This window comes from Streptomyces sp. NBC_00289 (assembly GCF_041435115.1).
Lineage (GTDB): Bacteria > Actinomycetota > Actinomycetes > Streptomycetales > Streptomycetaceae > Streptomyces.
On the sequence record NZ_CP108046.1, the window covers coordinates 7,177,356 to 7,194,895 of the forward strand.

General features: G+C 72.0%; 14 protein-coding genes. 6 read left to right on the forward strand and 8 right to left on the reverse strand.

Features of this window, described 5'->3' with window-relative positions; all coding sequences use genetic code 11:
* Positions 1-103: 103 nt before the first annotated feature.
* The 4 genes from OG985_RS32455 to OG985_RS32470 form a co-directional block, all read right to left on the reverse strand.
* Positions 104-3,667, reverse strand: coding sequence for a hypothetical protein (locus tag OG985_RS32455; protein WP_371671898.1), 3,564 nt, complete (start codon positions 3,665-3,667; stop codon positions 104-106).
* A gap of 50 nt (positions 3,668-3,717) precedes the next feature.
* Positions 3,718-4,479, reverse strand: coding sequence for a hypothetical protein (locus tag OG985_RS32460; RefSeq protein ID WP_371671899.1), 762 nt, complete (start codon positions 4,477-4,479; stop codon positions 3,718-3,720).
* A 35-nt stretch (positions 4,480-4,514) separates the two neighbouring features.
* Positions 4,515-4,934, reverse strand: coding sequence for a MazG-like family protein (locus OG985_RS32465; protein ID WP_371671900.1), 420 nt, complete (start codon positions 4,932-4,934; stop codon positions 4,515-4,517).
* Between the two features lie 79 nt (positions 4,935-5,013).
* Entirely contained in the window at positions 5,014-5,580 is a 567-nt protein-coding gene (locus OG985_RS32470; protein ID WP_371671901.1) for a DoxX family membrane protein, read from the reverse strand.
* Between the two features lie 138 nt (positions 5,581-5,718).
* Here OG985_RS32470 and OG985_RS32475 point away from each other — a divergent pair, with 138 nt between their 5' ends.
* Positions 5,719-6,045 (forward strand): nuclear transport factor 2 family protein, encoded by a 327-nt coding sequence (locus tag OG985_RS32475; RefSeq protein ID WP_371671902.1) that lies wholly within the window; start codon positions 5,719-5,721, stop codon positions 6,043-6,045.
* A gap of 78 nt (positions 6,046-6,123) precedes the next feature.
* A complete protein-coding gene (locus tag OG985_RS32480) occupies positions 6,124-7,110 on the forward strand; it encodes an aldo/keto reductase (RefSeq protein ID WP_371671903.1) in 987 nt (328 codons plus the stop codon).
* A 21-nt stretch (positions 7,111-7,131) separates the two neighbouring features.
* Here OG985_RS32480 and OG985_RS32485 read toward each other — a convergent pair whose 3' ends face one another.
* Entirely contained in the window at positions 7,132-7,818 is a 687-nt protein-coding gene (locus OG985_RS32485) for an ABC transporter ATP-binding protein (protein WP_371671904.1), read from the reverse strand.
* A gap of 47 nt (positions 7,819-7,865) precedes the next feature.
* Positions 7,866-9,329, reverse strand: a complete 1,464-nt coding sequence (locus OG985_RS32490) for an ABC transporter permease (protein ID WP_371671905.1) — start codon at positions 9,327-9,329, stop codon at positions 7,866-7,868.
* Between the two features lie 213 nt (positions 9,330-9,542).
* On the opposite strand from OG985_RS32490, the gene OG985_RS32495 reads away from it, so the two are divergent.
* Positions 9,543-10,721, forward strand: a complete 1,179-nt coding sequence (locus OG985_RS32495; protein ID WP_371671906.1) for a D-alanyl-D-alanine carboxypeptidase family protein — start codon at positions 9,543-9,545, stop codon at positions 10,719-10,721.
* A 417-nt stretch (positions 10,722-11,138) separates the two neighbouring features.
* Here the strand turns inward: OG985_RS32495 and OG985_RS32500 are convergent, their stop codons facing one another.
* Positions 11,139-11,939: an SDR family oxidoreductase gene (locus tag OG985_RS32500; protein WP_371671907.1), complete on the reverse strand. Its 801-nt coding sequence runs from the start codon at positions 11,937-11,939 to the stop codon at positions 11,139-11,141.
* Positions 11,940-12,108: 169 nt separating this feature from the next.
* Between OG985_RS32500 and OG985_RS32505 the strand changes: the two genes are divergently transcribed.
* A complete protein-coding gene (locus OG985_RS32505; protein WP_371671908.1) occupies positions 12,109-13,764 on the forward strand; it encodes an alkaline phosphatase in 1,656 nt (551 codons plus the stop codon).
* On the opposite strand, the gene OG985_RS32510 is transcribed toward OG985_RS32505, so the two are convergent.
* The gene (locus tag OG985_RS32510) at positions 13,751-14,773 is read right to left on the reverse strand and encodes a Gfo/Idh/MocA family protein (RefSeq protein WP_371671909.1); all 1,023 of its coding nucleotides are present in this window, start codon (positions 14,771-14,773) and stop codon (positions 13,751-13,753) included. The two genes, OG985_RS32505 and OG985_RS32510, sit on opposite strands and share 14 nt — an antisense overlap.
* Positions 14,774-14,859: 86 nt before the next feature.
* Here OG985_RS32510 and OG985_RS32515 point away from each other — a divergent pair, with 86 nt between their 5' ends.
* Both OG985_RS32515 and OG985_RS32520 read left to right on the forward strand, forming a co-directional pair.
* A complete protein-coding gene (locus OG985_RS32515) occupies positions 14,860-16,263 on the forward strand; it encodes a multidrug effflux MFS transporter (protein ID WP_371671910.1) in 1,404 nt (467 codons plus the stop codon).
* Complete coding sequence (locus OG985_RS32520) at positions 16,215-17,390, forward strand: serine hydrolase domain-containing protein (RefSeq protein WP_371671911.1); 1,176 nt, start codon at positions 16,215-16,217, stop codon at positions 17,388-17,390. Before OG985_RS32515 ends, OG985_RS32520 begins: the two co-directional genes overlap by 49 nt.
* Positions 17,391-17,540 lie beyond the last annotated feature (150 nt).

Genomic DNA, 17,540 nt, shown 5'->3' on the forward strand with positions numbered 1-17,540 from the left:
CGAGAAACCGGACGCCTCCGGGGCCGGCGAAGCCGCGGCAGGGGTCCGCCCGTGAGCGGCCCCGACCGTAGAGGCGCAGGAGCGGTCGTGACGTGGCTGCCGCTCAGGCTCCGACCAGGACATCCCCCGTGTCGTCGGCGGGCAGAAAAGTTTCCAGCCGCAGGGCGAGGTCTCGCAGGCCCTCCTCGGTCGCCGTGGTGGCGCAGCGCTCCAGCAGGGCGTGGGAGTGGGCGAGTCGGCGTCGGGCCCAGCGCCGTGAGCCTGTCGAGGCTGATGACGGCTTCGGCTTGCCGTCCGACGGCCGGCCGGACAGGTGCTCCACGAGGAACACCGCCCTGACCAGAGCGAACGCCTGGTAGGCGGGCAGCACGTCAGGGCCGGACATCGTGTCGGTGTGCCCCAGGGCCGCCAGTTCGTCCAGGTACACCCGGCACAGGGCCTCGCGGTCCGGCCAGTCGCTGTCCTTGAGGGGGAGCGCCGCGTGGTCCTCGATCAACTGGACCACTTCGTAGAGCAGCGGGAAGTGACCGTGCGGTTCGAGGTCCAGGGCCACCACGTCACCGGAGTCCGTGACCAGCCAGTTCTCCGCGTGGGCGTCTCTGCCGGGCAGAAACGGCAAGGACGGCACGGCCACCGCCTCCCATTGCTCCACGAGATCACGGGCGCCGGGGATCTGCAGCCGACCGGCTCGTTTCTCGAGTTCGGCGGCCACCCTGGCGTGCGCCCGGTGCGTCGACCCGGTGTGGGCGATGCCCGTGACCCCGCTCGACCACACGTGGATCCGGGCGAGGTAGCGCAGGGCGCAGACCAGCATCTCGTACGGCAGCCGTCGGCGGCCGTCGTAGGCGTCGGCGATGGCACCCGCGAGGCTGCGGCCCACGGCGCGACGGGAGGCGAGGGCCGTGTCCGGGGGTGGGCGGCGGGTGCTGGCCCAGTCGTGCGGCAGGTCCACCAGGGCCAGTACCTCGGGCAGTCGCATCCAGCGTGGGGCGGCGGTGTCGCGAAGGTACTGCCGCAGGGATTCCAGGTGTGCCCGTTCGGCCTCGGCCTCGGCGAGGTAGGTCGGCTTGAGTACCAGAGTCGTGGACAGGAGCCGGTGCGGGTCGTCGAGGACGAAGGTCTCCGACCGCCCACCGAGTACGGCCTGTCGGAAGGTCCGGGAGTGGACGGCCGTCCGTGCCGCCTGTTCGTGCAGCCGGGTCTGGTCGCCGTTCCGTACGGCTTCGAGGAGCCGCTGTGACTCCGCGTGGGCGGCTCCGTACGTCTCGGCTTCCTCCGCTTCCCACGACAGCTGGGGTGTGGCCCTGACGGCGGCCGGTGCGCCCGCCAGGTCGGCGAGTTGCAGCAGTGGCCACGGCCAGTCCGCGGCGAGTCCGCGGGCTCGCAGTGCCAGGCCGACCGCCGTCGCGAACTCCTCGGGGTCCTGGGTCAGCCGCCACAGCCGGTGGTGGCCGGCGGCCGACACGCTGAAGTTCTCGCGCGACCGGTCGCCGCCCGCGCGGGCCTTCGCCTTGAGGGCGAGCGCTGTGCGAAGGTCGTCCTTGCTGCCGGTGCGTGCCAGGCGCAGATACGCGTCGCCCAGCATGCCCTGCACGTTTCCCATGGTCTCGTTCGCGGCGATGGTCTGCTCGAACCACTCGACCGCTCCCCGAAGATGGGCTTCGTCGCGGGTCAGCGCATGCAGGCGCAGGCAGGTCTCGCCGAGGTAGCTGGTCACGCGCTCACGTACGAGAGGCCGCTCGACGGGCTTTCCGGATACGGCCGGTGGGCCGTCGGTCGGCTCGTCAAGGCAGGCTGTCAGGACGTCCCGCGCCTCGTGAAGCAGCTGGACGGCGGTCTCCGACTCGCCCTCCTCGGCGAGCAGCGCCTTGGCATGGTGCAGCGTGGCCCTGCCGAGACCGAACTCGAGCTGTCGGCGGCGCTCGGTCGTCTCGGCCACGGCGTCGCCGAAGTAGGCGTAGGCACGGGCGAGCAGGTTCTCCCGCGCGGGAGCTTCGAGCGCGAGGCCGTCGGTGTTTCGGGTCGGGCCCGTGGTGTCGTCGGTGGCCGGGCCACTCGTGATGCGACAGAGGCGGTCCAACTGGCCGCACAACATGCCCAGTCGGGCGGACAGCCAGGAGCGTGTGTCCGTGGTCGCCCGCTCGCGCAGCGTGTGCAGGGTGGCCAGTGTCGCCCGGATGCGAGGGAGGTCCACCAGAGGCTCGGCCCGCTCGATGAGCAGCCATGCGGACAGGACGAGGGGCACGGCCGACATGAGCTCGTCGGGCTGTACGGCGAGGAGCGCATCGAGTCTCGTACGCACGTCGGCGGGAAGCGGAGCGGACACGGGGTCGGGCTCCGGGAGTTCGTCGGGCGCCGTCTCCGTCCAGGGCCACAGCCCGCGGAGAGCGGCCGCACGCCACAGCTCCACCAGGAACTTCTGCCGCGCCGGGTTGGCGAGGAGGTCGGGCGTGGCCTCGCAGAGGAAGTACGCCTCCTCTGCCACCGCGTGCGCGCCGGCGAAGTCCCGGGAACGGTACAGGTGCAGGGCGCAGTCGATCAGTGCCGAGGGGTAGGCGGAGCCGCGGACCGGGGTGTCGTGACGGGCGCTCCAGCGAAAGTCGTCGAGTGCGGCCGAGTAGAGGTCGCGGACTTCGTCCATCTCCCTGAGCGCCTGCAGCGTGCGGGCGATACCCGCCCGGGCGACGCCGTGGTTGTGCCGCAGCATGACCAGACGGAAGCCGTGCTCGCTGCCGTTGACCCGCTCCTGCGCCGACCGGAAGAGGCGCAGTGCCTCGCGATACGCGTCGAGGGCGGCTTTGCGGCGTGCTACGACCGCTTCGTCGCCGGGGAGTTCGGGCCTCGGGCCCGGCCCGAGGTCGACGGTGGCGTCGGTGTCGTCGGCGGCCTTCTCGTCTTCTCCGTGCACGACCGACTGGGCCTTGCGCAGGTGGGCCTCGCCGAGCACGGACAGCCACGAGAACGAGTCGGAGACGTACGGCCGCGCGCGTTCGACGAGCTGGTCCACCTCGTCCCATATGGTGCGGGGTTCCTCGGGATGCTGGCTCAGCCGGTAGTGGACCTCCAGAAGGAACGCGAAGTGTTCCTCGCTGGTGTCCCCGCGCTCCTCGGCGAGTCGCAGATCGACTCGGGCGCCCCGAAGCAGAGCCAGGGGCTCGGGGTCCTGACGGGCGAGAACGAGACGGGTCACCCCGCGCATCCCGCGCCAGATGCGGCCGGGCGTGCGATCGGCCAGGTGGCCGTCGTTCGGCTCGACGACGTCCCAGCAGCGCAGCGCCTCCGTGAGCATCGGGCGGACGAGGTCACCCGCCCCGTGCGCCATCAACTCCTTGGCCTGCTGGTACAGCGACCCGGCGAGGTAGAGATGGACATGGCACCACGTCGCCCTCCACCGCAGGTTCCCGAGATGAGGCTGGAGCCGGGAGGCTCCGGGTGCCAGGACGCGGCGCACCGCGAGGCAGACGATGACGGCGCTGTCAAAGTCGAGCTTGTTGTACGCCGCGTTCCAGATGTCGGCGACGGCGGTGGCCGCTTCCCGCGGATCGAGGAGTCTAGCGAAGAGACCCGCGCCGAAGGCGTCCACCACCTGCCCGAGCAGGTCTGGTGTCAGGTCGATGCCGAGACCGGCGGCGTCGGCGTGCAGAAGGGCCAACGGATCTGCTTTCACGGGGTTTCGCCTTCGTCACGGTGTTCGTGGGGCCGGTCGCACGCACGCCCTCAGCGCACCGGCTGGATGTCTTCCCGCTCGCGCCGGTCGCCGATGAGGAAGGCGGACTGCGGCAGCACGACATGAGGACCGGAGCGTCCACGGACGATGTCCTGGCGCGTAGCGCCGATCACGTGGGGGGAGTCCGGGGTCCGTGCCAGAGCGAGGAGTGCCGCGCGCAGCTCCGCTGCCTCGGGCCGGTCGGGCAGCAGGTCGTACACCTCGATGAAGCGGATCTGCCGGTAGGCCTCACCCGGAACCTTCATGGGGCCGTCGACGACCGTGCGGAGTGGGGAGAAGCTGACCGCCTGGGCGAGGGGCGCCAGTTCGGGATGGCCGACCTCACCGAGTTCCTCGATCATTTCCCGGCGCAGACACTCCGTCGCGGGCTCCCGGCCCGTGGCGCGGTGCAGCCAGCGCGCGAAGCCGGGGATCCTCGCGGCAGGCAGGAAGCCCCGCAGGTCGTGCTTCATCACGTCGTTGGTGCGGCCCTCGGGGTCGAAGCCCAGCTTTTCGAGGGTGCCCCGCGGGGTCTGGTGGTACTTCACGACCCCACCGGGCGGGCCGTAACCTCCCGGCCGGGTGGGGGAGTCGAAGAGAACGTAGTGGTCCTCGTCGTGGAGTCTCAGGAGTACCGCCACCGATACGCGTATCTTCCGGCGTGGCACGAACAGCAACTTCAGCAGAAGTAAGTGGTGCCGGTTCTGCCACACTGTCCGGCCCGTCCAGGTGAGCAGCGCAACGCAGACGCCACCCACGATCTTCTCGATCACCCATGCCCCCCGTGGCCCCTCGGTGATCCAGGAGATTAGGGCACAGGTTCGGCAGGCGCGGCGGAATCGCTCGTTCCTCGCTCGATCGGGTGGTTATGTGGCCGAGTCGCTGCCATCGAGCGCTCGGTCACTCCCGCCAGGTGCCGCGCGAACACCTCCCGCGCCTCCGGCGTCAGCGTCCGCAGTGCCACCAGTGCCGTGATGACGACGTCGCACAGTTCCGACTGGACGTCGTCCCAGGTGTGGGTGAGGCCCTTGCGGGGGTTCTGGCCGGTCGCGCCGATCACCGCCTGGGCGACCTCGCCGACCTCCTCCGAGAGTTTCAGGATGCGGAGGAGGAGGCCTTCCGAGCCGTCGACCGGGCGGTTGGTGTCCAGCCAGGTGTGCAGGTCGTCGACGGAGGTCCAGAGGTCGGTGTCCGCGGTGGTGCTGGGAGGGGTGGCCCGGTCGGTCATCCGGGCAGCTTTTCATGACGCCGCGCGCGCGGACCACCGTGCCGGGCGTCGCGACGGGGCGAACGTCGCCGTCGCGGGCCTAGTCCCGGTACAGCGCAGCCTCCTCGTCGAACAGGGCCTCCTGCTCGCCCTCCTCCGCCTTGCGCAGGCGCTTGTTGCGGGCGCCCACCACCAGGGCCGTCGCCAGGCCGGTCACCGCGAAGGCCGCCGGGACCATCCAGCTGCGGTTGACCGCGTGGCCGAGGGCGTGGTCCAGGGAGAGGCGGCCGGGGCCGGTGATCGCGAGGCCGGCCGCCGTCAGGCCGAGGGCCGCCGCGTACTCGTAGCCGCCGCTCTGGTTGAAGAAGCCGTTCGGGGCGTGCACCGCCGCCGCTCCCGTCATCGCGCCGGCCGCCGCCGCGCCGGCCGCCGGGGTCGCCAGGCCCAGCGCCAGCAGGGTGCCGCCGCCGGCCTCGGCCAGGCCCGCCGCCGTCGCGCTCGCCTTGCCGGGCGCGTAGCCGACGGACTCGAAGAACTGGCCCGTCCCCTCCAGACCGTGTCCGCCGAACCAGCCGAAGAGTTTCTGCGCGCCGTGTGCCGCGAGGACTCCGCCGGTGCCCAGCCGGAGCAGCAGCAGGCCCAGATCACGTCGGTCGAATGTGGTCACGATGACTCCCGGTGCAGACAGCAGGAACTGTGGACATTCCCCTCCCGCGTTTCCACCGTCGCACTTCTGACACCCGGTGGCCGGTCCGGGCCGCCGTTCGGGTGGCGGAGTCCGTCGGGCGGTGCGAGTCTGACCGGCATGACGATTCAGACCGCCAGACTCAGCGACCCGGCCGTCCGCGCCTTCGTCAGCGCCGTCAACGCCCATGACCGGGACCGTTTCCTGGCGTTGCTCGCCCCTGACGCGACGATGGCGGACGACGGTTCCGACCGTGAGCTCACCGACTGGATTGACCGGGAGATCTTCTCCTCGCACGGTCATCTGGAGGTCGACAGGGAGTCCCAGGGCGGCCGTGCCCTCCTCGCCCGCTACAGCAACGACACCTGGGGCGAGATGCGGACCCGCTGGAGCTTCACCGTCGGGGACGACGGCAGGATCTCGCGGTTCGAGACCGGTCAGGCGTGAACAGAGCGTCGTGACCGTCGTACGGCTCCCGCACACCCCTTGCGCTGGAGTGCGCTTCACCACCTAGCGTCGGTCGTCATGGAGACCACCAGGACACTGGGACGCGGCCGTATCGACGTCAGCCCCCTCGGATTCGGCTGCTGGGCCATCGGGGGCGAGTGGCAGGACGCCGGCGGACAGCCGCTGGGCTGGGGAAAGGTCGACGACGACGAGTCCGTACGGGCGATCCACCGCGCCCTCGACCTCGGTGTCACCTTCTTCGACACCGCCGACGTCTACGGCACCGGGCACAGCGAGCGCGTGCTCGGCCGGGCCCTCGGCAAGCGGCGGGCCGATGTCGTCGTCGCCACCAAGTGGGGCAACCTCTTCGACGAGGGGACCCGGACCCTCACCGGGCAGGACGCCTCCCCGGGGCACGCGCGCGCCGCTCTCACCGCCTCGCTCGGCCGGCTCGGCACCGACCACGTCGATCTCTACCAGCTGCACCTCTCCGACGCCCACCCGGAGCAGGCGGCCCGACTGCGGGAGGCCTGCGAGGAGTTCGTGCGCGAGGGGCTGATACGGGCGTACGCGTGGAGCACCGACGATCCCGACCGCGCGGCCGTGTTCGCCGAGGGGGCGCACTGCGCCGCCGTACAGCACGCGCTGAACGTGCTGCGGGACGCGCCCGCGATGATCGCGCTGTGCGAGGAGTCGGGGCTCGCGAGCATCAACCGCAGTCCGCTGGCGATGGGGCTGCTGGCCGGGAAGCGCCGAGCGCGGCAGGCGCTGGAGCCGGGGGACATCCGCAGCCGGCCGCCGGCCTGGCTGGAGGGGTTCGAGGACGGCACCGGGGCCGATCCGGAATGGCTGGGCCGGATCGACGCCCTCAGGGAGATCCTCACCAGCGGCGGCCGCACCCTCGCCCAGGGCGCTCTCGCCTGGATCTGGGCACGCAGTCCGCGCACCGTGCCGATTCCCGGGTTCCGTTCCGTCGCGCAGGCCGAGGAGAACGCGGGCGCGATCGCGAAGGGGCCGCTCACCGCTGAGCAGTCGGCCGAGATCGACCGGATACTCGGGCGGTGAACGGCCCCACGGGCTGACCGGTCAGGACCGTACGGCCTGCTCGGTCAGCGTGATCTGGCCTGCCCTGATGGTGGCCAGTCGTGGCGCGCGGCGGGCGATCGACGAGTCGTGGGTGACGATGACGAAGGTCAGCCCGTACTCCCGCCACAGCCCTTCGAGCAGGGACATGATGTCGTCGCGGGTGCCCTCGTCGAGGTTGCCCGTGGGCTCGTCGGCGAGCAGCACCTTCGGCTTCTTGACCAGCGCGCGGGCGATGGCGACGCGCTGCTGCTGCCCGCCGGACAGTTCGGTCGGGACGTGCGTGAGACGCTCGCCGAGGCCCACCGAGCGCAGCGCCTCCGCCGCGCGCTCGCGGCGCTCGGCCGGCTTCACGCCGAGCGGGACCAGGGCCGTCTCGACGTTCTCCTGCGCGGTCAGCGTCGGGATGAGGTTGAACGCCTGGAAGATGATGCCGATCTTCTCGGCGCGCAGCCGGGTCAGCTTGGCCTCGCTGATGGAGGCGAGGTCCACGCCGTCCAGCTCGACGCTGCCCTCGGACGGGCGGTCGAGGCCGCCGATCATCTGCAGCAGCGTCGACTTGCCGCCGCCGGTGGGGCCCTGGATGACGAGCTGGTCGCCGTCCTCGATGGTGAGGTCGACGCCGCGCAGCGCCTCCACCGTGTCCTTGCCGCGGGTGTACCGCTTGGCGACGCCGGTCAGTCTGTACATGGGTTCTCCGTGGTTGAGCGTGAGTGAGGGGGAGTCGGCGCCAGGGCCTAGGAGACGCTGCGCAGGGCGTCGGCCGGACGCATCCGGGAGGCGCGCCAGCCGCCCATGGCGCCGGCGATCAGACCGCCGGTGACCGCCAGGCCCCCCGCGAGGGCGATCGTGGTCACCGAGACCGGCGCGGAGAGCGCGATCTCCATGGTGTTCTGCGTCGACTGCCCGCCGGGACCGCCGCCGCCGGGACCGCCGCCCGCCCCGCCACCGGTGGTGCCGAGCTGGGCGGTGAGCTTCGGGCTGATCATGGTCACCGCGTAGGCGGCCGCCAGGCCCAGACCGATGCCGAGGGCGCCGCCGAGCAGACCGTTGACCATGGACTCGCCGACGACCTGCCGGGTGACCCTGCGGCTGGGCCAGCCGAGCGCCTTGAGGGTGCCGAACTCACGCACCCGGCGGGAGACCGCCGAGGAGGTCAGCAGCGCGGCCACCAGGAAGGCGGCGGCCAGGACCGCGATCGACAGCCACTTGCCGACGCTGGTCGCCAGGTTCGAGGCGGTGGACAGCGAGCCGGAGACGGTGTCGGCGAGGTCGGCGGAGGTGGTGACCGTCGTACCGGAGATGTTCTTCTGGATGGTCGACTTGACGGTCTCGATCTGCTTGGAGTCGGTGGCCTTCACATAGATCGTGGTGACCTGGTTCTTCGCGTCGGCCAGGGTCTGCGCCTGCTTCAGCGGCAGGTAGACGTCGGTCGTGGACTCGCTGCTCTCGGGCGTGGCGATGCCGACGACCTTGTACTTGGTGCCGGAGATCTTGAAGGTCGAGCCGACCTTGTACGTGTTCTCCTTCGCGTACGACTTGCTGAGCACCGCGAGTTTCGCGTTGGTCTGCGTGGCCGTGAACGTCGTGCCCGAGCTGATCGTCGAGCCGGCCAGCGGGCCGAGCGTCTGGTCGGTGACGTCGACGCCGGCGACGGAGTAGGAGTTGACGTCGAAGGAGGCGCCGCCGCCCTGCACCTGCGGCTGGGCGGTGCTGCCGCTGCTGGTGCCACCGCCGGGGCCGCCCTGGTTCTGGGTCTGGCCGCCGGTCGTGCTCTGCGCCTTGCCCTGGGTGAAGGAGCCGTCGACCTTGGTGACGTTCAGGGTGATCGCGCCGACCGCGTTCGCCACGCCCTTCTGCGCGGAGACCTTGGCGACCAGCGAGGACTTCAGGGCCTGGCCGCCCTGGGTCATCACACGGTCCGAACTCTGCTCCGACGAGTCGTCGTCGGACTGGGCGTCGAACTCGAAGTTGGGTCTGCCCGAACTGTTTCCGGTGGGCGCCGACCTGGCCTTGGTGACGGTCATGTCGGTGCCGAGTCCGTACAGCGACTGCAGGACCTTGTCCTGTGCCTGAGCCATGCCGGCCGACACCGAGTTCACGGTGATGACCAGGGCGATTCCGAGCGCCAGACCCAGTGCGATGACCAGAGCCGCCTTCTTGCGCCGGCTCAGTTCGCGCTTGAGATAGATGCCAAACATCCCGTTCCTCGAAGGTTCTTGGCGCCCGCTGTGGGCGCTGCCACAAGCTAGGGAGAAACCTTTGAGTCGTCCTGAGTAATACGTGTGGAGGACCTGAGAATGAAACGTCCGGATTCAGAATTCGGTAAGACAGGTGTTTCCTAAGCTGAGCAGGGCGTACTGCCAGGAAACCCCTGTGGGGTGGGGTGTCACATTGTGAGGAGCGGTCTTTCTTTGAATTCCCTGTCCAGGCGTTCCCTGCTCGCTCTCGCCGCGACGGCCCCGTTGGCCTCCGTGGCGCCCTCTGCCTCCGCGGCGCCCGCTTCCGCTCCGTCGGTCGTCGGCGGAGCGCGGCTGGCCCGCGACGGCGTCCAGGTGCGGGGCGCCACCGGTCTGCCCCGGAAGCTCACCGCCCGCGCCTGGCTGGTCGCCGATCACGACAGCGGCGAGGTGCTGGCCGCCAGTGACGCGCACCGGCGCCTCGCGCCCGCGTCGACGCTGAAGATGCTGTTCGCCGACACCGTGCTCCCGAGGTTCGCGCGGACCGAGCGGTACACGGTGACGGACGCCGACCTGGCCGGCATCCCGGCGGGCTCCAGCCTGGTCGGGATCAAGGCGGGGATCACCTACACCGTCGAGCAGTTGTGGCACGGCGTGTTCCTGCGCTCGGGCAACGACGCGGTGCACGTGCTCGCCCGGATGAACGGCGGGGTGTCGCGCACGGTCGCCGAGATGCAGGCCAGGGCGGCGGACCTGCAGGCCCTGGACACGCGTGTGGTCAGCCCGGACGGCTTCGACCACCCGGGGCAGCGCTCGTCGGCGTACGACCTCACGCTCTTCGCCCGGCACGGGCTGAAGGACGCCGACTTCCGCGCGTACTGCGCGACGAGGACCGCCGACTTCCCGGCGGGCGACGGCAGAACCTTCCAGATCCAGAACACCGACCGGCTGCTGACGGGCGCGTGGGGAGTGCGGACGTACCCGGGCCTGATCGGGGTGAAGAACGGCTACACCAGCAACGCCGGCAACACCTTCACCGGCGCGGCCGTGCGCGGTGGACGGACCCTGCTGGTGACCGTGATGCACCCGGGCAGCGGGAGCGGTTCCGTGTACGAGGAGGCGGCCGCGCTGCTCGACTGGGGCTTCGGGACGGGGAGTTCGGTGCGGCCGGTGGGCACGCTGGTCGAGCCGCTCAGCGAGGGCGGGGCGAGCGCGTCACCCACCCGGCAGGCCGGCGGTAAGGCCGCGCGGGCGGCCGCGGGAGCGCTCGCCGGGGCGTCTGGTGCGCAGCCGGCCGGCACGTCGGCCTGGCGGCTCCTCGAAGGCGCGGTGGGCACGGTCGCCCTGCTGGCGGGCGGGGCGTACGCGGTACGCAGGCGCCGTCCGGCCGTCGGGCGGCGACACCGGCCCTGAGGCCGTCACGGACGGTGTTCCGAGCGGCTCACGGGCGGAGTCACGCGGCGGCGGTTCGACGGTCCGACGACGTCGTGCGGCAGCCGTTCCAGGTACCGGTGCGTACCCCACGATGTCTCGCGAGGGCCACCCCCACCCGGTGCGGTGGAACGGCTGCCGCCTCCCCCCTCGGCATGGTCTGCGGAAGCTCTGTGCTCCAAGTGTGAAGCTCCGGTGGAGGAGGTCAAGAGCATAAGCGCGCTACCGGCCGGTATGGGGCGGAACAATCAACTCCGCTTGTGCAGGTTGAGGGTTTGACCATCTCCGGACCACGACCGGACCACGACCGGACCCACGGTCGGACCACGGCCGGACCGCGTCCCGGACCGCGTCCCGGACCCGTGTTCCGGCCACACGCGGACCGCGTCCGGATCGCGGTCAGCCGCGCCCCACGTACGGCATCGTCGTCGCCAGCACCGTCGCGAACTGCACGTTCGCCTCCAGCGGCAGCGCGGCCATGTGCCGGACCGTGCGCGCCACGTCGGCGACGTCCATCACGGGCTCCGGCGCGATCTCGCCGTTGGCCTGGAGGGCGCCGGTCCCCATCCGCTCCGTCATGTCCGTCGCCGCGTTGCCGATGTCGATCTGCCCGACCGCGATCCGGTACGGCCGCCCGTCCAGCGACAGGGCCTTGGTCAGGCCGGTCAGCGCGTGCTTGGTGGCCGTGTAGGCGGCCGAGTGCGGCCGGGGCGTGTGGGCGGAGATCGAGCCGTTGTTGATGATCCGGCCGCCCTGCGGGTCCTGCTCCTTCATCTGCCGGTAGGCGGCCTGCGCGCACAGGAACGCGCCGTTCAGGTTGGTGTCGACGACGTGCCGCCAGGCCTCGTAGGGCAGTTCCTCGACCGGCACCCCGCCGGGGCCGAACGTCCCCGCGTTGTTGAACAACAGGTCGACCCGTCCGAAGCGCTCCACGGTCGCGGTGAACAGCGCCGCCACGTCCTCGGGCCGGGACACGTCCGTGCGTACGGCGATCGAGGCGGCCTCGGGGGCCAGCGCCGCCGTCTCCTCCAGGGGCTGTGGACGACGGCCGGCCAGCGCCACCGACCAGCCCGCGCGGAGCAGTTCCACGGCGACCGCGCGGCCGATGCCGGAGCCGGCCCCGGTCACCACGGCGACCCGCGGCCGCCCCCCGCCGTCCCGCTCGCCGCCGTCCCGCCCGTCCATCCGATTGGCATTCATGAGGCCGCAGCGTAGGGGAGGAGCGGCCCTCGGGCACGGCGGCCGGGTCCCGTCGTCGGTCCGCCATTCGGGACGCCCGCGTCCGCCGTCCGGGTGCTGTGCGCGCGACACCGCGTGTCGTCCCGGGCCGCCCTCCGGCCTCCTCCCTCAACTGTCGGGGGAGGACAGAATGACAATCACAGCATTTACGTCAGGGCGGGTCCACGCGGGACACGCTCCCGAAGTACGGGCCGCCGCCCGCCACATCGGCCGCCGCCGCTTCCTGAGCGCCACCGGCGCGGCCGTCGCGCTCGCCTTCGCCGTCGACCTGCCCGCCACCGGGGTGGCGGGCGCCGCCGAACTCGACACGGCGCGGATCGGCACCCACCCCTTCACCCTCGGCGTGGCCTCGGGCGACCCGCGGCCCGACTCGGTGGTCCTGTGGACCCGGCTGGCACCCCTGCCGTACCAGCCCGACGGCGGACTGCCCGCCGAACGGATCGCCGTCGACTGGGAGGTGGCCCGGGACGAGACGTTCGCCACCGTCGTCGCCCGGGGCACCGCCACCGCGCACCCCGAGTTCCACCACACCGTGCACGTGGAGGTCGAGGCCCTCGACCCCGGCCGCGTCTACTACTACCGCTTCCGCACCGGCACCTGGCTCAGCGAGACCGGCCGCACCCGCACCGCGCCCGCCGCGGACAGCGCCGTCTCACAGCTCACCTTCGCCACCGTCGCCTGCCAGGCCTACCACGACGGGTACTTCACCGCGCACCGCCATCTCGCCCAGGACGACGTCGACCTGGTCTTCCACCTCGGCGACTACCTGTACGAGTACGCGGTCGACTCGGCCGGCGGCGCCCGCGGCTACACCGACCGGGTGCTCCCGTCCCTGTTCGACCACGAAGCCGCGACGCTGGAGGACTACCGGCTGCGCTACGCCCTCTACAAGACGGACCCCGACCTGCGGGCCGCGCACGCCGCGCACCCCTTCGTGGTCACCTGGGACGACCACGAGACCGAGAACAACTACGCCGGCGACCATCCCGAGAACGCCGTCTCCACACCGGAGTTCCTGCTGCGCCGCGCCGCCGCCTACCGCGCGTACTGGGAGAACCAGCCGCTGCGCCTGCCGCAGCTTCCAGCCGGCCCCGACATGCGGCTCTACCGGCGGCTGAACTGGGGCGCGCTCGCCCAGTTCGACGTCCTCGACACCCGCCAGTACCGCTCCGACCAGGCCTACGGCGACGTCCCGCACGTCCCCGGCCCCGAGACGGCGGACCCGTCGCGCACCCTGACCGGGACCACGCAGGAACGCTGGCTGCTCGACGGCTGGCGCGACTCCCGCGCCCTGTGGAACGTCATGCCGCAGCAGGTCTGCTTCTCCCAGCGCAAGATGGATCTCAACCCGGCCGCGAAGGTCTCCATGGACGCCTGGGACGGCTACCCGGCCGCCCGCCGCCGCATCCTCGACGGCGCCAAGGCGGCCGGCGTCGAGAATTTGATGGTGCTCACCGGGGACGTGCACGTCGGGTACGCCTTCGACGTCAAGGACGACTTCGACGACCCGGCGTCCCGCACCCTGGGCACGGAGATCGTGGCCACCTCCGTCGCCAGCGGCAAGGACGGCTCCGACCGGCCCGCGAACTGGGCCACCTACATGACCGCCAACCCGCACCTGAAGTTCTACAACGGCCGTCGCGGCTACGCGCGCGTCACCCTCGGACAGACCCAGGCCCGCGCCGACTTCCGGACGGTGCCGTACGTGACCACGCCGGGGGCGACGGTCACGACGGCCGCGTCCTTCGTGACGGAGGTGGGCGACCAGGGGCTCAAGCCGGCGTGAGACCCGGCTCGTTCGCCTCCGAGGGGTAGCGGACGCCGATGCGGTCCCGGATCGCGTCGAGCGTCCGCATCACGGCGAGCGTGCCCTCCAGCGGGACCAGCGGCGACTCCGTCTCGCCCGCGCGCAGGGCCCGCATCACCTCACGCGCCTCGTGCTTGAGGCTGCTGCGCGGGCCGTCCGCCGCGTCGGCCGCGAACTCCTCGGGCTCGCGGCCGTCCCGGTGCAGCACGAAACGGTCCGGGTGGAAGAAGCCGTACGGGATGTCGATACGGCCCCGCGAGCCGGTGACGGAGGCGGTGGTGGCGGTGCCGCCGACGACGGAGCAGTGCACCGAGGCGAGCGCCCCGCCCGCCCAGGACAGCAGGGCCCCGGTCTGCAGGTCGACGCCCTCCTCGGAGAGCACCGCCCTGGCCATCACGTCCGTGGGCTCACCCAGCAGCAACTGCGCGAACGACACCGGGTACACGCCGAGGTCCAGCAGGGCGCCCCCGCCCTGTGCCGGGTCACGCAGCCGGTGCGAGGGCGGGAAGGGGCCCGCGAGCCCGAAGTCGGCGTGCACGGTGCGTACGTCGCCGATCGCGCCGTCGTCGACCAGCGCCTTCAGTCGCCTGATCAGCGGGCTGCAGTACATCCACATGGCCTCCATCAGGAAGCTGCCGCGCCCACGGGCCAGCGCGACCAGTTCCCCGGCCTCGCGCGCGTTCAGCGTGAACGCCTTCTCGCACAGCACGTTGCGGCCGGCCTCCAGGCACAGCCCGGCGGCCTGCCGGTGCGCCGAGTGCGGGGTGGCGACGTACACGACATCGATGTCCTCGTCCCGCGCGAGCGCGTCCCAGCCGCCGTAGGCCCGGGGTATCCCGAACCGCTCCGCGAACGCCTCCGCGGAGTCCTTCGCCCGCGAGGCCACCGCCACCACTTCCGCGTCCGGCAGATCCACCAGGTCCGCCGTGAACGCGGCCGCGATCCCACCGGTCGCCAGGACCCCCCAGCGCACCCTCTGCTCCGTCATCCCGGCTCACCCTCGCTCACCTGACCATCGCCACTGCGTACGAGCTGAGAGCATAGGTGGCGGACCACTCGGAGAGGGAGGGGCACATGCCCGAGCCTGGGGCGCCGACACCGGACACCCGGCAGGCGGCGGACGCGGCGGACGCGGCGGCGCGGGGACCGGCCGCCGTGCCGGACCCGCGGCGACCGGAGGCGGCGGAGCAACGGCCGTCGGTCGAGTTCGACCAGCGGCCTTCCGTCGTGTCCGACCAGCGGCCGGACGCCCGTACGGCCGGGCGTACCGGTCTGCTCGTGATGCTGATCCTGGGCGGCCTCACCGCCACGCCTCCGCTCGCGATGGACATGTACCTGCCCTCGCTGCCGGAGGTGACCGACGCCCTGCACGCCCCCGCCGCGACGGTCCAGCTCACGCTCACCGCGTGCCTGGCCGGTATGGCGCTGGGGCAGCTCGTGGTCGGCCCGATGAGCGACCGGTGGGGCCGCAGGCGCCCGCTGCTCGCCGGCCTCGCCGTGTACGTCGTCGCCACCGTGCTGTGCGCCTTCGCGCCCACCGTCGAGTTCCTGGTCGCCTTCCGGCTCGCGCAGGGCCTCGCGGGCGCCGCCGGCATCGTGATAGCGCGAGCCGTCGTCCGTGACCTGTACGACGGCGTGGCCATGGCCCGGTTCTTCTCCAGCCTCATGCTGATCTCCGGAGTCGCCCCGATCGTCGCACCGCTCATCGGCGGCCAGATCCTGCGCGTCACGGACTGGCGGGGGGTGTTCGTCGTGCTCACGGTCGTCGGCGTGCTGCTCGCCGGGGTCGTCTGGGCGAAGCTTCCCGAGACACTCGAACCCGCCGAACGCCACGCCGGCGGTGTCGGCGAGGCCCTGGGTTCCATGCGCCGCCTGCTCTCCGACCTCCCCTTCACCGGCTACATGCTCGCCGGCGGCTTCGCCTTCGCCGCCCTCTTCGCCTACATCGCGGCCTCGCCGTTCGTGATCCAGGAGATCTACGGCGCGTCCCCGCAGACGTTCAGCCTGCTGTTCGGTCTCAACTCGGTGGGCCTGGTCGTCGTCGGCCAGATCAACGGCAAGGTCCTGGTCGGACGGGTCAGCCTGGACCGGGTGCTGGGCGCGGGCCTCCTGGTGGTCATCGCCGCCGCGACCGTCCTGCTGCTGATGTCGGCCGGCGCCTTCGGCGAGGTCGGCCTCGCCCCCGTCGCCGCGGCCCTGTTCGTGCTGATGTCCGCGATGGGCGTCACCCTCCCCAACAGCCAGACGCTCGCCCTGATGCGCACCAGGCACTCGGCCGGCTCCGCGTCCGCCCTCCTCGGAACGACCTCCTTCCTCATCGGCGCCATCGCCTCCCCGCTGGTCGGGATCGCCGGGGACCACACCGCCGTCCCGATGGCCGTCGTCCAACTTGCCGCCGCACTGGTGGCACTGATCTGTTTCGTGGGAATGTGCCGTCCCTGGAACAAGCGTGCGAGTGTGGAGGGAGTCGAGAGCTGAGCGCACCGCGACTGCGCAACGACACACCGGAGCGGGCCGGACTCGACTCCGGGGAACTCGCCCGTCTCGTCACCGGCGTCCGCGCCCTCACCGCCGGCCAGCGGCCCTGGGCGTCCGGCGCCGTCGTCGTCGCCGGGCGCGGTCCCGTGATCGCCGTCGAGGAGGCGGTGGGCTGGGCCGTGCGCTACACCGCCTACGACCCGCGGACGGACGCGGGCGTGCAACTGCCGCCCGCCGCACGGGTCCGTACGACCGTCACCACGCCCTTCGACCTGGCCTCCCTCACCAAGCTGTTCACGGCCGTCGCCGCGGTCCAGCAGATCGAGCGGGGCACACTCGGCATCGACGCGCGGGTGGGCGCCTACCTGCCGGAGTTCCGCGCGGCCGCCAAGCACGGCATCACCGTACGAGAACTGCTCACCCACACTTCCGGGCTCCGCCCCGAGCTCCCGCTGTACGACTGCGCCGACGACACGGAACGGCTCGCCCTGCTGCGGGCGGAGCGGCCGGTCGGCGCGCCCGGCACCTACACCTACTCGGACCTCAACCCGCTGCTGCTCCAGCACGTCCTGCAACGCGTCACCGGCCGGCCCCTCGACGTCCTCGTGCACGAGGGGATCACCAGGCCGCTCGGCATGACCGCGACCGGCTTCGGGCCGTGCCCCGGCGCGGCGGCCACCGAGGACCAGCGGCGGCCGTGGGCCAAGGCCGACCGCGGGATGCTGCGCGGCGAGGTGCACGACGAGAACGCGTGGGCGCTGGGCGGGGTGGCGGGACACGCGGGCCTGTTCTCCACGGGACGGGACCTGGCGGTGTTCTGCCGCACGCTGCTGGCGGGCGGCTCCTACGGGCCCGCCCGGATCCTCGGCCCCGACTTCGTCGAACTCCTCCTCACCCCGCCGGGACTCGGCTTCGCCCTCGACCAGCCGTGGTTCATGGGCGAGCTGGCCGGGCGGGGGGCGGCGGGACACACGGGGTTCACGGGGACCTCGCTGGTCCTCGACCCGGCGACGGACACGTTTGTCGTGCTGCTGGCCAACACGGTTCATCCCCGTCGGCGGCTGCCCGACAGCCGGCCCCGGGCGGAGGCGGCGACGCGGGTGGCGCGGGCGGTGCGGGGCCGCTAGCGCGGGGCTCCGTCGTCGGGTGCGGTGTGATGTCTGCCGGGGGCTCCGCCCCCAGACCCCGGGTCGGCCCTGAACGGGCCTCGTCCTCAAACGCCGGACGGGCTGAAATGCCCCTGGACCGGCTTCGTCCTCAAGCGCCGGACTGGCTGA

What these genes read in the sequence shown, in the direction of transcription:
- OG985_RS32465 (WP_371671900.1), bottom strand. Translation starts at nt 4,934, where the DNA reads ATGACCGACCGGGCCACCCCTCCCAGCACCACCGCGGACACCGACCTC.
- OG985_RS32475 (WP_371671902.1), top strand. Translation starts at nt 5,719, where the DNA reads ATGACGATTCAGACCGCCAGACTCAGCGACCCGGCCGTCCGCGCCTTC.
- OG985_RS32480 (WP_371671903.1), top strand. Translation starts at nt 6,124, where the DNA reads ATGGAGACCACCAGGACACTGGGACGCGGCCGTATCGACGTCAGCCCC.
- OG985_RS32485 (WP_371671904.1), bottom strand. Translation starts at nt 7,818, where the DNA reads ATGTACAGACTGACCGGCGTCGCCAAGCGGTACACCCGCGGCAAGGAC.
- OG985_RS32490 (WP_371671905.1), bottom strand. Translation starts at nt 9,329, where the DNA reads ATGTTTGGCATCTATCTCAAGCGCGAACTGAGCCGGCGCAAGAAGGCG.
- OG985_RS32500 (WP_371671907.1), bottom strand. Translation starts at nt 11,939, where the DNA reads ATGAATGCCAATCGGATGGACGGGCGGGACGGCGGCGAGCGGGACGGC.
- OG985_RS32505 (WP_371671908.1), top strand. Translation starts at nt 12,109, where the DNA reads ATGACAATCACAGCATTTACGTCAGGGCGGGTCCACGCGGGACACGCT.
- OG985_RS32510 (WP_371671909.1), bottom strand. Translation starts at nt 14,773, where the DNA reads ATGACGGAGCAGAGGGTGCGCTGGGGGGTCCTGGCGACCGGTGGGATC.
- OG985_RS32515 (WP_371671910.1), top strand. Translation starts at nt 14,860, where the DNA reads ATGCCCGAGCCTGGGGCGCCGACACCGGACACCCGGCAGGCGGCGGAC.